Genomic DNA, 13239 nt, shown 5'->3' on the forward strand with positions numbered 1-13239 from the left:
ATGACAGGACCACGAGACCAGTTTAAACCGGCGGATCACCCGAACGACCACTTCCTGCTGACGACCGTCGTCGGCTCCTACCCCAAGCCCAAATGGCACGACCGCGCCCGCGAGCTGTTCGAGGACGAGGACGCCGACTTCGGCGAGGACGAGTGGGAAGAATCGAAAGACGACGCCTCGCGGCTCATCACCCACGAGCACGAGCGCGCGGGTCTCGACGTCATCTGTGACGGCGAGATGCGCCGCAACGAGATGGTCGAGTACTTCGCCCACCGCATCGACGGCTACGAGTTCAACGGCCGCGTGAAGGTGTGGGGCCACAACTACTTCGACAAGCCCTCGGTCGCCGACGAGGTCGAGTACGGCGAGCAGTGGCTCGTCGAGGAGTTCGAGTTCACCGACGAGGTGGCCGAGCGACCGGTCAAGGTCCCGATCACCGGCCCGTACACGCTCGCCAACTGGTCGTTCAACGAGGTCTACGACAGCGAGGAGCAACTGGCCTACGAGCTGGCCGAACTCGTCAACGAGGAAATCGAGGCGCTGGTCGAGGCCGGCGCGCGCTACATCCAGATAGACGAGCCTGCGCTCGCCACCACGCCGGACGACCACGCCATCGTCGGCGAGTGTCTGGAGCGCATCGTCGACGAGATTCCCGACGACGTGCGCCTCGGGCTACACGTCTGTTACGGCGACTACTCGCGTATCTACCCCGAGATTCTGGACTATCCGGTCCACGAGTACGACCTGGAACTCGCCAACGGCGACTACGACCAGCTCGACGTCTTCAAAGAGCACGAGTTCACGAAGGACTTCGCGATGGGCGTCGTCGACGCCCACGTCGCCGAAGTCGAACCTGTCGAGGAAATCAAGGAGAATATCAAGAAAGGACTAGAGGTCGTACCCCCGGAGCGCCTCACCGTCTCGCCGGACTGCGGCGTGAAGCTCCTGCCGCGCGAGGTCGCCTACGGCAAGATGGAGAACATGGTGCAGGCCGCCCGCGAAATCGAGGAAGAACTGGACGCCGGCGAGATCGATATTGTTGCGAGTGGTGCACAAGCGCACGCAGACGACTGAATCGGCGAGAAGGATCGACCACGAGTTGGCAACCGTTTTTGTAGCGGACGAGTAGCGAGTATCCGAACGCAGCAAGGGGGCTCTCGGATTGTGGTATGACTGACCGTATTTCGACGAAAGTTGGCTACGATTTCGGCAACTATCGAATTCTCTCGGGCGCACCGCACCCGAATCCGGCAAATGTCGCAGACAGGTACAGCGGCTATCCGGAACTGGAATCAGACGAGACCTGTGGAACCGCTGGCTAGCAGTATCTCGAACAGGCCATCACGAGGTTGCCTGAGCACAAAGGCTCCCGGCATAAAGTCATTAATTTTCTTATGTATCCTCGAATCCATCAGCTAAACTGGAAGCTATTTGCCAGTAGTTTGTTCGACAAATATCGAACCTAACATCGACCTAAGGGGAAAATAATTGTTATTGAACTAATAATATTGGGGGATGCTGTATTCAGGTAAATATTCTATATTATGGATATAGAGCGCCTCATACCACTAATTTCCGCTCCCAGATTCGTGTGGTGTGTTGGCACGCAAATCTGGGAAAGAGTTTTGAGGGTCTCTGGAGAAGCTAGCGATGAGAAAGCTATGACAGGGGACACACATCTTCGGGCGGAACTGTATCTTCGCGGAGATACCTACGGCACGTTCGATGCACAACAGCAGGTGCTCAATCGGGTGAAGCGGCTGGAGGCCAACGGCGTGTTCAGCGAGTCGATGGTCGCTGGCGAGTGGCAACGGATCAGGACGATGGCGGAGGACAAACGGTCGGAAGCCATCCAGACCTACGAGGAGTTCACGGGCTGGGCGGCCCGGAACGGTCACTCGCTCGAACCGGCATTCGAGCGACGGAACCGGAGCTACGTCGGGATGGACCGCATCGACGATGTGGTCGTGTTCCCGGTCGTCTCGCTGGCGATCTACGACGGCGACGACCTAGAAGGCGTGTTCCCGTGCTCGGACGAGGAACGGACTTACACGGTTGGCGACGCGCTAGAAGCCTTCGAGCGCGGCGACAAGGATTGGCTTGCACAGTTCGACTCGCTCTCGGTCGACCGGACCGACCCGCTGCTGGAACCGGGCGTCGACGCGACGATTTAACCGCGCAGCGCTTCGACCGGTTCCTCGCTCGCTGCTTTCCAGGCCGGATACAGCCCGCTGACGATGCTCGTCAGCACCCCAAAGGAGAACGCTGCACCGACGTACCAGGCGTTTGGCAGCCTGAAGACAGCCATGGCATCGCCGACGGCGTAGTGGTTTATCGCCAACCCGGCACCGAGACTCAGAATGACACCAGCGATGCCACCGAGGAAGCCGAGCAGCGTCGCTTCCATCAACATCACTTTGAGGACATCCCGCTTCTGGTAGCCCACCGCTCTGAGGACGCCAATCTCCTCCCGTCGTTCGACGGTGGACATCAGCATGACGTTGAGAATGGAGATGCCAGCCACGAGCAGCGAAATCGATGCGATGCCGGCGAGGACAGTGTTGATGATCTGGAACTGCTCTTCGATAGTGTCGACGAGCGAGCCGAGTTCCTGAACGAAGACTCGCTGCTCGCGGTCGTTGAGCGCGTCGCGGATCCCAATCGCCGTTTCGTTGGCCTGTGTCCCGGTCGACTCGATAACGTACACTTCTGAGTAACCGCGCTGGTTGAACGAAGTAGCCGGCATGATGATTCGGTTATCGGGGTTTGTCGAGGAGAACGGGTCGCCTTCTTCGAGGACGGCCCGGACGCGGACGCTGGTCCCGTTGACGGTAATCTGGCTCCCGGGATGCAGTTCGTGCTCTTCCGCGACATCTGAACCGACGAGTGCACCAGACCGGAACGGCGATACCCGTCCCTCCTTGGCCTCGTACAACGCTGCAGGGTCTTCCACGCCGTAGATCGTTTCCCTGACCGCGTCCTCACGGTTGTACGACACCGGCTCTACGCGCGTCTTTACCGGCGACACAGTCGCTGTCGGACTTGCCTCTCTGCGAATCGTACGGATATCGCGTTCGGTGAGTTCAGTGATGTTTTCGCCGGAGTTCGGGTATACCGTGAGCTGGTTGCCGACGTTACCGAGGTTCTGGGTAAACGAGTACTGGAGCGCGACGCCGAACATCCCCAGCGAAGCGATGGCAACGACACCGATGACGATACCCAGCGACGCCAGCAATGACCGCATCTTCGTCCGCGTGAGGTTGCGCCGCGCCATCAGCGCGGCCGGGAAGAACCTACCCGCCATTCTTCCGCTCCCTCCCGATGGTGCCGTCGACCAGATGGACGGTTCGGTCGACGTACTCGTTGACGAGGTCGTCGTGGGTGACCGCGACGATCGCCACGTCGTCCTCGTCGGCGATGCGGCGGAACTCATCGAGTATCTGTCGGCCCGTCTCGCTGTCTAGGTTGCCCGTCGGCTCGTCGGCGAGAACGACCTTCGGGCTGTTGATGAGCGAGCGTGCGATAGCGACGCGCTGCTTCTGGCCGCCGGAGAGTTCGTCGGGCTTGTGATCCAGTCGGTCACCGAGCCCAAGCCGCTCCAGGAGCGCTCTGGCCCGCTTTTTGACTTTCGGATCACTGTCCAACAGCAGCGGTACCTCGACGTTCTCGACAGCAGTCAGTGTCGGCAGGAGATAGAAGTGCTGGAACACGAACCCGATTGTTTGCTTCCGGAGGCGCGTCCGCTTGCTGTCGCCGAGTCCGGTCACATCCTGTCCCTCCAGCAAGACGGTTCCCTCCGTCGGCGTATCCAGCAGCCCGAGGATGTTCAACAGAGTTGTCTTGCCACTGCCACTGGGGCCCATAATCGAGACGAACTCACCGGCTTCGAGTGCGAAGTCGATGCCCGCCAGTGCGTAGAGGGTCTGGCCGCCGGTCCGGTAGCGCTTGACCAGTCCCTGTGCGTCGATGACCGTCATACCTCGATATCGTCGTCACTGCGGCGGTAGCGGCGTACGAGGACACCGACGACGACCAGTAGCGCCAGGCCGCCGGCGATGAACACCGGCAGCATACTGTTCTGGTTTCCACCCTCGCTGCCGCCGTCCTGCTCCGGCTGCTGTGCCGCACTGCCCATCTGGTTGATGTCCACGTCGAAGCGCTGTGTCTTGCGCGTGTCGTCGACGAGGTAGGTCACCTCCAGCGGCACCGACGTGACGTTCCCCGTCGTCCGGGCATACACGTCGAAGGAGACGAAGTCACTGGCCGGGACCGTGCCGACAAAGTAATCGCGGTTCGGAGTTGCCGGGGTGATGCGCTCGGTATCGACGACGCTGACGAGGACGCTGTCCGCATCCGTCGACCCGACGTTGCTCGCGCTCCCTGAGATCTGGAGGCGCCCGCCCTGTCGGACCACGTCAAGACCGGTGAGGTCTATCGTTCCCGGGACGGATCGAAGCGTCGTTTCGGTTGTTGTCTGTTCCGTTTCAGTCCCGAGTTCGTAGGTGGCCGTGACAGTAACGTCAGCGCGGGGTTCGTTCATCGTGGCGTTCAGTCGCACCTGCCGGGTCGTGCTGGCTGAGATGTTCTCAAGCAGGACGCGCTGGAACGACGCGTTCTCCGACGTTGCACTGACCATGACATCCGAAAGCGGAGCGTTGGCCCCGTTAGAGACGGCGACCCGCAACGCGCGGTCAGTGCCGCTACCGACCGCAGTCGTATCGAGTTCCACGCTGTTTCGGAGCGGGTCCGACTCGATGACTTTTGACCGGGTTGTGGTGCGCGTGGTGTCGCCAGCGACTGTGTAGCTGACCGTTGCGGTCAGCGAGTGTTCGCCGGCAGATTCAGGTCGGAACCGGAACGGTGCGGTTATTGACCCGTTCTGGGCGATGCTTGACCGTACCGTCCGGCTCTTTGTCATCTCGACGCCATCGCCCTCGACGACGACTTCGACGTTCGTTATCTGGGAATCGAGTCCGTTTGCGACGGTGACTTGGCCGGTCGATTCAACGCCGGCGACGGAGTCGTTAGCCGTGATATCCATCTGCGGGTGACGCTCTTCGACGTTTAGCTTCACCGGGTATCTGAGCTCGACGTTGTCGCCTGTGCCACGGTCACGGCCGTACACGATGACGCGGAGGTCCTTGCTTCCGGACGAATCAAACGAGGCGGTCAAGGGTACCTCCAGTGTGCTGCCCGGGGAAATCGAGCCCAGATTCGAAACGCGTTCGTACTCGGTGATTCCTCTCCCACCCGATTTCCGAATTGCAATGTCGTTGATTTCGAGCGGTGAATCGCTGCTCTGGAGATTCCGGACAGTCGTGTCGAACGTGACGGTTTCACCCGGTGCTGGTGATGACGGCGATACCTCGACGTTCGAGATCGACGCGTTGACGCTCGCGCCGGCGACTGACAGCGGAAGCGAGCCGACGACGACTAAGCAGGCCAGTACAGCCACACTGTGACGCATCAGGCGGTCACCTCTGGCTGTGGTACTCGTATGCCGGTCCGACAACTCATCGGGAGGACGCTATCGGGGACCGTTGCCATGTGCGCCGGTCCGTTCCGGTCAATGTTAAACATGCTGCATATATCTGAGTGGGAAACTGATATCATAGCGCCCCTCCCAGCGGTGGATATGCGCGTCATCTGTGCCGGCCACGTCAACTGGGACGTGACGCTCCACGTCGACCGCCTCCCGGAACCCGACGGCGAGGGGCGTATCACCGACCGGTCACAGTCTAGCGGGGGGAGCGCATCGAACGCGGCCGTCGCGCTGGCCGGGCTCGATGCGGAGCCGCTAGTCCTCGGCAGCGTCGGGCGGGACGACCACGGAACCATGGCTCGGCGCGAACTGTCGGCCACCGGTGTCGAGACGGTGTTGATCGAATCGGACAAGCCGACGGCCGTGAAGTACCTCATCGTGGACGAGAGCGGCGACGTTGCAGTGCTTGGAAACGACGGGGCCAACGAGGCGTTCGGCGCGTCGGACCTCCCAGCTGAGGCCCTGGCCGAGGCGGACCATCTCCACCTGACCGGACAGGATCCGACGACGGCTACAGCGCTCGCACGCGATGCCACGGCCGCGGATGTTCCGGTGAGCTTCGACCCCGGCCGCCGGCTCCCGTACCGCGATTACTCGTCGGTACTCTCACATGCGGATATCCTGTTTTGCAACGACCGGGAGGCCGACCACGCCAGAGACAGCGGGCTCTTCGAAACAGTGCCGACAGTTGTTGTCAAACACGGGGACTGCGGCGCGACCGCATATGTTGGTGACCGAACAGTCACGAACGCCGGGTATCCGATAGACTCTGTGGACACTGCAGGCGCGGGCGACGCGTTCGCTGCCGGGTATCTGCTCGCCAGCGCACAGGAGAGCGGCCCAGAGCGCGCGCTCGCAGTCGCCAATGCCTGTGGTGCACTCGCGGCGCAGTCACCCGGCGCACAGACGACGCTCGACTGGGAGTCGGTGTGGGCCCTCGTCGACAGCGGGCACTCACCGGACCCAGTTTAGTTCGCCTGTATCTCTTCGACGAGGCGCTCGAACTGCTGGCGGTACTGGGCTTCGGCACGAGCGGTGGCGAGGCCGGACTCGTCAGCGAAGGCGGCCTCGAAGCCGGCCATCCGCCACAGGAGCGTCGAGAGCTGATAGAGGGGGCGTCGCTGCTCGTACCCCTCGTCGAACTCCATCGGGCGCATCTCCTGATACCCCTCGTGAAACACCGTCCGGAGCGAGTCGCGCAGTTCCGGGTCCTGAAACGACGAGTCGATAAAGAGAAACTCCGTCTGTGCGAGGTTGTACTCCGGCAGTGCCGCGAGCACGTCCTGCCAGTCGAGGACCGCCGTGATCGGCGCGTCCGCCGTTTGCTCGAACATCAGATTCGCCGGCCTGAAATCGTCGTGAACCAGTCGCGGAACGCCGTCCTCGGGCACCATACTCAGTGCCGGTTCGATACAGTCCCACGCTCGGTCTGTCATGTCCTCGAAGGGCGTCCCGGCAAGGTGCGACAGATGTGATCTGGTGAGACTCTCGAAGTACTCCCGCCAGTTGCCCATCCAGTCACTCACGATAATCCGGTCGTCGTGGAGCGTGAGTCGGCCGAACGCCTCGAATCCGATCTCGGAGTGCATATCTCCGAGGATCCGACCGGACTGTGCCAGCACCCGCTGTCGGTCGTCAGTGGAAAGCCCGGCGAACTCCTCGGCGAGATTCTCGCCGTGGATGCGCTCGGTGACGAAATACGGCGGGACATCGGCGTCGGGGTTGTCCTCGTAGACAAGGATGCGTGGAACAGGGACATCGGTCCGGGCGGCGACGAAATCGTGGAGACAGGGTTCGACGGCGAACGGGACATCGCCCTGTGGCTTGAACTTCACGACGACCTCGTACGCCTCACCGTTGTGGCGCAGCGTTACCATGTAGACATCGCTCTGGTGGCCCCCACCCGGAGTCTCGAACTGGAACCCCTCGTAGTCCGGGCCTGACTCTTTCAGCACGGCTTCGATGTCCTGTTCCGGGGTCTGCACTGCCATACCATCTAGTGGGCGAGCAAATAAATCTGTCAATCCCGCCACGGACAGCACTGGCACCCGGTTCAAGCGCCGTCGGTGGCCATCTCTACGCTACGAGGAGTGAAACGGTGAGACCGGTTTCGTCCCGTCGGTCACTTCGAATCGTGCGCCGCCGGCCCTGCTCTCGGTCACAGAGATGTCCCAGCCGTGGGCATCAGTGATCTGTGCGACGATAGACAGGCCGAGGCCGCTGTCACTGCCTGAGAGAGCGTCGACCGAGAGCAGGTCGTTCAGTTTGTCGGGCGAGATTCCTGGTCCGTCGTCGGCGACGTAGAAGCCGATTACTCGGCCTTCGTTCCGCGCATCCGCACTGCCGATATCGGCTGCCCCGCTGTCGACAAGTGGGCCGACCCAGACGGTCACGTCGTCGCCCGCGTGGTCCGCCGCATTCCGAAAGAGATTCTCGAACACCTGTTTGAGGCGGTTCTGATCACCGAACACCGGGGCGGACCCTTCGATCTGCAACGTCGCGTCGGCTGTTCGGGCCATCTCCCATGTCTGTTCGACAATGGTGTCAAGCGATATGGCAGTGCGGTCTTCGACTGCATACCCCTCCTTGGCAAGTGTTAGCAAGTCATTGATGAGTGATTCCATGCGAGCCACGCCTTCCGCCGCGTCGTCGAGGTGGGACAGGTCACCGCTCTCTCGGACGAGTTCAATGCGTCCCTCGACAACGTGAAGCGGGTTTCTGAGGTCGTGTGAGACGACACCGATGAACTGTTCCATCCGGTCGCGCTGGACGCGGAGGTCATGCTCGCGCTCGGCTTTCTGTAGTGCCGCCTGAACGTGCGTCGCGTACATCCTCGCGAGTCGAACCGTTTCATCGTCGAACGTAACGGGGGTTAGCGACCCAATGTTGATAACGCCGTACTCGGTAAGCGGGAGGATGATCTCGCTGCTGACGGGGGAGTTTTCGTTGTACTGGCGCTGCTCGTCGTCGAGTTCCGAGTACGTCCGCACTTCGTCCTGCTCGAACGCCTCCCACGAGAGGCTGTTGCCGGGTCGGTAGGTAACCGGCCAGTCGAACACCTCGTCCGCCCGCTCCGTCGACGCGGCCAGCTGTAGCTCCGTCGCGTCGCTGTCATACAGCCACAGTGCTCCGAGTGGCAGGTCAAACACAGACGAAATCCCCGACATTGCGATTTCGCAGATCTCTCGCTCGGACTCCGCAGCCATCAGCTGTCGTGTTACAGCCTCGAACGAATCGAGATCGAATGTAACGGTTAACTCCCCACCCATCCCGTACAAATCATGCAACTCAGTATATAAAACTCGGTGATTCTGTGTCAGTGATACGTTACACGGCGTCGCCAGTCCGCCGATGTCGCGGGACCTATGTATGCACAGTCCTCAGGAAGCAGTATGCGAACGGTCGAAATCGACGGCCTCCCGGTGGGTGATGGCCACCCAACGCGCGTCATGAGCGTGCTGAATATGAGTTCGAACTCCGGGTACAAACCGAGCGTGTATCTGGACCCAGCCGAAGCCGCCGACGCTATCGAGGAGAACCTCGTCCCCGCTGGGGCAGATATCATTGATGTCGGCCTTCAGTCGGCGAACCCCAAATACGAGTCCAAACCGGTCGAGATGGAGAAAGACCGGCTCGAAGAGGTCGCGCCGCTGGTCGACGAACTCGACGCCGATGTGCCGCTGTCGCTCGAAACGCGCTACGCTGAGGTGGCCGAAGAGGCCATCGGCCACGGTTTCGACCTCATCAACGACGTGTGTGGCTTCGCCGACCCGGAGATGAAAGGCGTCGTCGAGGACCACGATATGCCGGTCGTCAAGATGGCCAGCCCGCCGGACCTCTCGCGACCCGGCGCACTGAAAACTATCGACGACATCTTCGAGGCGCTTCAGCGAGACGGGTTCACGGATAGAACCATCATCGACCCGGCCTTCGGCGGCTGGTACGACGGCAAGGAGTTCGAGGACAACTGGGAGATGTTCCGTCGGCTGCGGGAGTTCCGTGCCTTCGACCGGCCGATGCTCACCGCGACCAACCGTGAGGACTTCCTCGGCGATCTGGCCGACCAGCCCGAGACGGAGAACCAGCTCGCCGTTTCGCTGGCCGCAGCGACGATGGAAGTCGAACGCGGCGCACACATCATCCGAACACACGATACGCAAGAGACACATGACGTGGTCAAAGTGGCCGACGCGCTCGGTGACGAGCGGACGACGCGGGCTGAGACCGACTCCGGCCCCACCGTGTCGGAACTGACAGACGTGTCTCTGCGTGAGGTCGCGCGCCATCAGGCCCTCGGTGAGACGGTCGCCGGCGGCACCGACAACGGCGCGACGCTCACGTTCCTGCTCGGCGACCTGACCGACGACGCCCGCTCGAGTATCCGGGCTGTCGCCGAGGTGACTGACGTAGTGGTGGTCGAGAAAGACAGCGGCAGCCTCTACGTCGGTGGTGCCGCGGCTGCGCTGAAGGTCGTCACCGACAGCCTCGCCGAGGACGGACACCGGGAGCTTGCCGGCGAACTACGGGCCTCGCTGTCCCGGCGGGTGTAGGCACCGCGGCTGGTCCGTACTTGCAAGTGACGGGATTTTCATAGACTACTCCGCAGCGGTCCCACAGTGGCTGTCCGTGGAGACGAGCGAATTACGCGGAGCGGTCTGCGAGTCGAAAAAGTCACTAGCCGCGCATCAAATTCAAGACCTCATCGACAACATCAGGTTCAACCGCGATAACGTAGCGGCTTCCTGGCGTCAAGGTCGTGTCGGCACGGGCGATCCGCTCACCGTTATCGTCGGAGACAACCAGCGTCCCCTCGGGAAAGCGTACGTCTGTGAGTGCTTTTCCGGCGGCTGGAGCACCGTCAGCGACGCGGACGAGCATGATATCGAGGTTGCCTGTCACGTCGGCAAGCGTCTGGACATCACTCCCAAGGATTTCGTTCGCTGCCACCCTCGCACCAGCCCGTTCGGGAAAGACCACCGCATCGACAAATCGGGTGTACGCCTTACCGGCTGTGCGGTCGATTCGCGCGACCGTCCGAATATCTGGTGTCAATTCCGACGCAGCTAAACACACCGCGAGGTTCAGCCCGGTTTCACCCGTGAGCGCGGCAATCGCGTCCGCTCGGTCGATACCTGCCTGTTCGATGATCTCCGGATTCGTCGCGTCGCCTCGGATAACCGTCGCGACCCACTGATCGGCGATTTCCGAGACCATCCGTTCGTCCCGTTCGATGATCGTCACGTCGTGCCCGCGGTCGGCAAGTATCTCAGCTGTCTGGAAGCCGACGCGGCCACCGCCTGCGATGATAATGTCAAGTGTTCGGGTCATGAGTTAGTCTTCAGCCTCAGGTGTTATTTCGCTGGCGGCAGTCGCCTGCTCGCGGTCCGATTGCTGTTTTACCCGTTTGAGGGCGAAATACACGACTGCGCCGAGCACGATCCATGCGACGCTGAGTGCCAGTGCCAGTGGATCCGTCCGGAGCAGAAACTCTATCAGCACCCCGGTCAGAATCAGATTGAGTGCGATACCGATTATCGGTGGTGCCGGGTAGTATGGCATCTCATACGGCCGATTCATGTTCGGTCGCTCCCTGCGGAGTCTAATGACCGCGACGTTGACAATGATAAACGAGAGCAGGAAGAACAGGCTCGACATATTGCCGGCGCTCTGTGTCGGCAGTGCAACTGAGCCAAGCATCACGACGGCACTGGTGAGGATAGCAACGAAGGGCGTCCCGTAGCGGTGGTGTATCTGGCCAATCGAAGGGAGTAACTGCCCTTCGCGCCCCATCGAGAACGCGACGCGCGACGACGCGATGACGACGGCGTTGAGGGCCGTAAGCGTCGAGAACACAGCCCCGAAGACGATGAGTGCCCCACCGTTCTGAATAACCGGGAGCCCGGTCGGCATGAACGACGTCGCGGCCGCGGCGATACCGGCTTCGCCAGCGTCGGCGAGTCCCTCGGCTCCGAGCGTTCCGATAGCGACTGTCACAACTGCCAGATAGACGACGACAGTCACAGCGAGGCTAATAAAGATCGCTTTCGGGATGTTTTCCCGCGGGTTCTGTACTTCCTCCGTGACAGTGGTGATGAGGTCGTACCCCTCAAAGGCGATGAAGGTGAGCCCCATCGCCGGCAAGACGGCAGCCGCTCCGCTCCCCTCCGGGAACAGTGGCTGGAATTCGGCTCCCGAAAACATCGGTGACGCGAACCCGAACGCGACGAATACCACCAGAATAGACACTTTGATTATTGTGAAAATCGTCTCGACACTACCGCTGGCGGCCGTCGAGACGGCGTTGAGCGCCACGAGACCAAGGACTGCAATAAACGCCAGCAAAAAGGCCGGCGGGAGCGCTGTATCAATGACCGGAACTGCAACGGCGCCGACCTCGTCCGGTGACGGGACCACGCCGTAGACGTGCAACAGTTCGAGAAAGTTCGGCGCAAATCCCAGTGCATACAGCGCTCCCGCAATCATGTAGGCGAACCAGAGCATCCAGCCCATGATGAACGAGGCGAAGTCGTCGAATATCTCCCGCACGAACGCGTATCCACCGCCGCTCTTTGGAATCGAAGCGGCGAGTTCCGCGTACGAAAGTCCTGTGAACGCCGTCACGACGCCGTTCAGTGCGAAGACGAGAATCGCGGCTGGGCCAGCGATTTCGGCGGCCAGTCCCGTTAACACGAAAATACCGGCCCCAATCATCGCACCCATCCCGATCATCGTCGCGTCGAGGAGTCCGAGTTCAGCCTCGGGCGACCGCGTCTGGCTCTTGCTCATTGCGTTCTGGTTGTAACTGGCGCGCTGTCCATCGTACGCTGTATGTGCTTCGCTCGGTCCATTTGAGTACCGGGGGGAGTTCTCCTATTGTAAGAACTGTGATGGGATTTCATTAAGCCTTCTGCCGCGTGACCGCCGATTCAGCCAGTTGCGTTCCCGCTCGGTTAGAACTGGCGGGGCATTGAAGATAACACATCGATAACAGTACAACAATGGCCCGGACAAAGCGATTCGTCATCGCCGGCGGCGGCCGCGTCGGGAAACAAACCGCCGAAAACCTCGTTGAACAGGGGCACGACGTCCTACTGATCGAGTCCGATGCGGAACGCGTCGAGGCGCTATCGGATGCGTATATCGGCCCAGTTATCCACGGGGACGCCACGCGACCGTCAATTTTGGAACAGGCAGACCTGTCGGAGGCTGACGCTATCGCCGCACTCACTGACGAACCGGGCACGAATCTCGCCATCTGTATGGAGGCACAGCAGTACGCACCCTCGATTCGGACCATCGCGAGAGCAGAGACGGAGACGGACCAGGAGTACGGTGAAGTCGTCGACGCAACGCTACTTCCCGAATATCTCGGTGGAGACTACGCGGCCGATATACTGACCGGTGAGGATATCCGAACGCTCGTCTACCCAACCGCTGACCTCGATATCATCGAGGTGAGTGTTGCTCCGTCGGCCCCCGTTGCAGGGCGTCGTCTCGACGAGATCGCGCTTCCGGCTGGCAGTCTCCTGATTTCGACGGCCGACCGAACGGAACTCGCAGGCGCTGAGACGGTGCTGGAGCCTGACGAGCAGTATATTCTCGCCGTCGAAACCGATGTCGTCGACGAAGTGTTGAATCTCATGCGCGGGTAACAGACCGAGTTGTCAGCCTGATAGTCAGCATCTCTTATTATTTAT

13 protein-coding genes are annotated in these 13239 nt (G+C 61.1%); 6 read left to right on the plus strand and 7 right to left on the minus strand.

Annotated features, from left to right (window positions below; translation table 11 throughout):
- From DVK00_RS08640 to DVK00_RS08645, 3 genes are all read left to right on the plus strand, one after another.
- Window positions 1-1074 carry a methionine synthase gene (locus tag DVK00_RS08640; protein WP_101349647.1) on the plus strand — a complete coding sequence of 358 codons (1074 nt, stop codon included), beginning with the start codon at window positions 1-3 and terminating at the stop codon, window positions 1072-1074.
- A 95-nt stretch (window positions 1075-1169) separates the two neighbouring features.
- Window positions 1170-1322 carry a hypothetical protein gene (locus DVK00_RS21345; RefSeq protein ID WP_157829428.1) on the plus strand — a complete coding sequence of 51 codons (153 nt, stop codon included), beginning with the start codon at window positions 1170-1172 and terminating at the stop codon, window positions 1320-1322.
- A 339-nt stretch (window positions 1323-1661) separates the two neighbouring features.
- Complete coding sequence (locus DVK00_RS08645; protein WP_101349646.1) at window positions 1662-2174, plus strand: HTH domain-containing protein; 513 nt, start codon at window positions 1662-1664, stop codon at window positions 2172-2174.
- Here DVK00_RS08645 and DVK00_RS08650 read toward each other — a convergent pair.
- The 3 genes from DVK00_RS08650 to DVK00_RS08660 are packed head-to-tail and all read right to left on the minus strand — an operon-like array spanning window position 2171 to window position 5467.
- Window positions 2171-3304 carry an ABC transporter permease gene (locus DVK00_RS08650; RefSeq protein WP_101349645.1) on the minus strand — a complete coding sequence of 378 codons (1134 nt, stop codon included), beginning with the start codon at window positions 3302-3304 and terminating at the stop codon, window positions 2171-2173. The two genes, DVK00_RS08645 and DVK00_RS08650, sit on opposite strands and share 4 nt — an antisense overlap.
- Window positions 3294-3977, minus strand: a complete 684-nt coding sequence (locus tag DVK00_RS08655; protein ID WP_101349644.1) for an ABC transporter ATP-binding protein — start codon at window positions 3975-3977, stop codon at window positions 3294-3296. Before DVK00_RS08655 ends, DVK00_RS08650 begins: the two co-directional genes overlap by 11 nt.
- Window positions 3974-5467 (minus strand): hypothetical protein, encoded by a 1494-nt coding sequence (locus DVK00_RS08660; RefSeq protein ID WP_121536657.1) that lies wholly within the window; start codon window positions 5465-5467, stop codon window positions 3974-3976. The genes DVK00_RS08655 and DVK00_RS08660 overlap by 4 nt, the downstream gene beginning before the upstream one ends.
- A gap of 168 nt (window positions 5468-5635) precedes the next feature.
- On the opposite strand from DVK00_RS08660, the gene DVK00_RS08665 reads away from it, so the two are divergent.
- The gene (locus tag DVK00_RS08665; RefSeq protein WP_121577588.1) at window positions 5636-6514 is read left to right on the plus strand and encodes a carbohydrate kinase family protein; all 879 of its coding nucleotides are present in this window, start codon (window positions 5636-5638) and stop codon (window positions 6512-6514) included.
- Here DVK00_RS08665 and DVK00_RS08670 read toward each other — a convergent pair.
- Together DVK00_RS08670 and DVK00_RS08675 are read right to left on the minus strand one after the other, a co-directional pair.
- A complete protein-coding gene (locus DVK00_RS08670; protein WP_101351411.1) occupies window positions 6511-7527 on the minus strand; it encodes a phosphotransferase family protein in 1017 nt (338 codons plus the stop codon). The two genes, DVK00_RS08665 and DVK00_RS08670, sit on opposite strands and share 4 nt — an antisense overlap.
- A 96-nt stretch (window positions 7528-7623) precedes the next feature.
- The gene (locus DVK00_RS08675) at window positions 7624-8811 is read right to left on the minus strand and encodes a HAMP domain-containing sensor histidine kinase (RefSeq protein WP_121577589.1); all 1188 of its coding nucleotides are present in this window, start codon (window positions 8809-8811) and stop codon (window positions 7624-7626) included.
- A 123-nt stretch (window positions 8812-8934) separates the two neighbouring features.
- Between DVK00_RS08675 and DVK00_RS08680 the strand changes: the two genes are divergently transcribed.
- Window positions 8935-10092: a dihydropteroate synthase gene (locus DVK00_RS08680; RefSeq protein ID WP_101349640.1), complete on the plus strand. Its 1158-nt coding sequence runs from the start codon at window positions 8935-8937 to the stop codon at window positions 10090-10092.
- Between the two features lie 124 nt (window positions 10093-10216).
- Here DVK00_RS08680 and DVK00_RS08685 read toward each other — a convergent pair whose 3' ends face one another.
- Window positions 10217-10870 (minus strand): TrkA family potassium uptake protein, encoded by a 654-nt coding sequence (locus tag DVK00_RS08685; protein WP_101349639.1) that lies wholly within the window; start codon window positions 10868-10870, stop codon window positions 10217-10219.
- Window positions 10871-10873: 3 nt separating this feature from the next.
- Window positions 10874-12328, minus strand: a complete 1455-nt coding sequence (locus DVK00_RS08690) for an APC family permease (protein ID WP_101349638.1) — start codon at window positions 12326-12328, stop codon at window positions 10874-10876.
- A gap of 212 nt (window positions 12329-12540) precedes the next feature.
- Between DVK00_RS08690 and DVK00_RS08695 the strand changes: the two genes are divergently transcribed.
- The gene (locus DVK00_RS08695; protein ID WP_101349637.1) at window positions 12541-13194 is read left to right on the plus strand and encodes a TrkA family potassium uptake protein; all 654 of its coding nucleotides are present in this window, start codon (window positions 12541-12543) and stop codon (window positions 13192-13194) included.
- Window positions 13195-13239: the final 45 nt, after the last annotated feature.

The organism is Haloarcula sp. Atlit-47R (assembly GCF_003665985.1).
Lineage (GTDB): Archaea > Halobacteriota > Halobacteria > Halobacteriales > Haloarculaceae > Haloarcula > Haloarcula taiwanensis.

What these genes read in the sequence shown, in the direction of transcription:
- DVK00_RS08655 (WP_101349644.1), bottom strand. Translation starts at nt 3,977, where the DNA reads ATGACGGTCATCGACGCACAGGGACTGGTCAAGCGCTACCGGACCGGC.
- DVK00_RS08675 (WP_121577589.1), bottom strand. Translation starts at nt 8,811, where the DNA reads ATGGGTGGGGAGTTAACCGTTACATTCGATCTCGATTCGTTCGAGGCT.
- DVK00_RS08695 (WP_101349637.1), top strand. Translation starts at nt 12,541, where the DNA reads ATGGCCCGGACAAAGCGATTCGTCATCGCCGGCGGCGGCCGCGTCGGG.
- DVK00_RS21345 (WP_157829428.1), top strand. Translation starts at nt 1,170, where the DNA reads ATGACTGACCGTATTTCGACGAAAGTTGGCTACGATTTCGGCAACTAT.
- DVK00_RS08650 (WP_101349645.1), bottom strand. Translation starts at nt 3,304, where the DNA reads ATGGCGGGTAGGTTCTTCCCGGCCGCGCTGATGGCGCGGCGCAACCTC.
- DVK00_RS08680 (WP_101349640.1), top strand. Translation starts at nt 8,935, where the DNA reads ATGCGAACGGTCGAAATCGACGGCCTCCCGGTGGGTGATGGCCACCCA.
- DVK00_RS08690 (WP_101349638.1), bottom strand. Translation starts at nt 12,328, where the DNA reads ATGAGCAAGAGCCAGACGCGGTCGCCCGAGGCTGAACTCGGACTCCTC.
- DVK00_RS08685 (WP_101349639.1), bottom strand. Translation starts at nt 10,870, where the DNA reads ATGACCCGAACACTTGACATTATCATCGCAGGCGGTGGCCGCGTCGGC.
- DVK00_RS08665 (WP_121577588.1), top strand. Translation starts at nt 5,636, where the DNA reads ATGCGCGTCATCTGTGCCGGCCACGTCAACTGGGACGTGACGCTCCAC.
- DVK00_RS08660 (WP_121536657.1), bottom strand. Translation starts at nt 5,467, where the DNA reads ATGCGTCACAGTGTGGCTGTACTGGCCTGCTTAGTCGTCGTCGGCTCG.
- DVK00_RS08640 (WP_101349647.1), top strand. Translation starts at nt 1, where the DNA reads ATGACAGGACCACGAGACCAGTTTAAACCGGCGGATCACCCGAACGAC.
- DVK00_RS08645 (WP_101349646.1), top strand. Translation starts at nt 1,662, where the DNA reads ATGACAGGGGACACACATCTTCGGGCGGAACTGTATCTTCGCGGAGAT.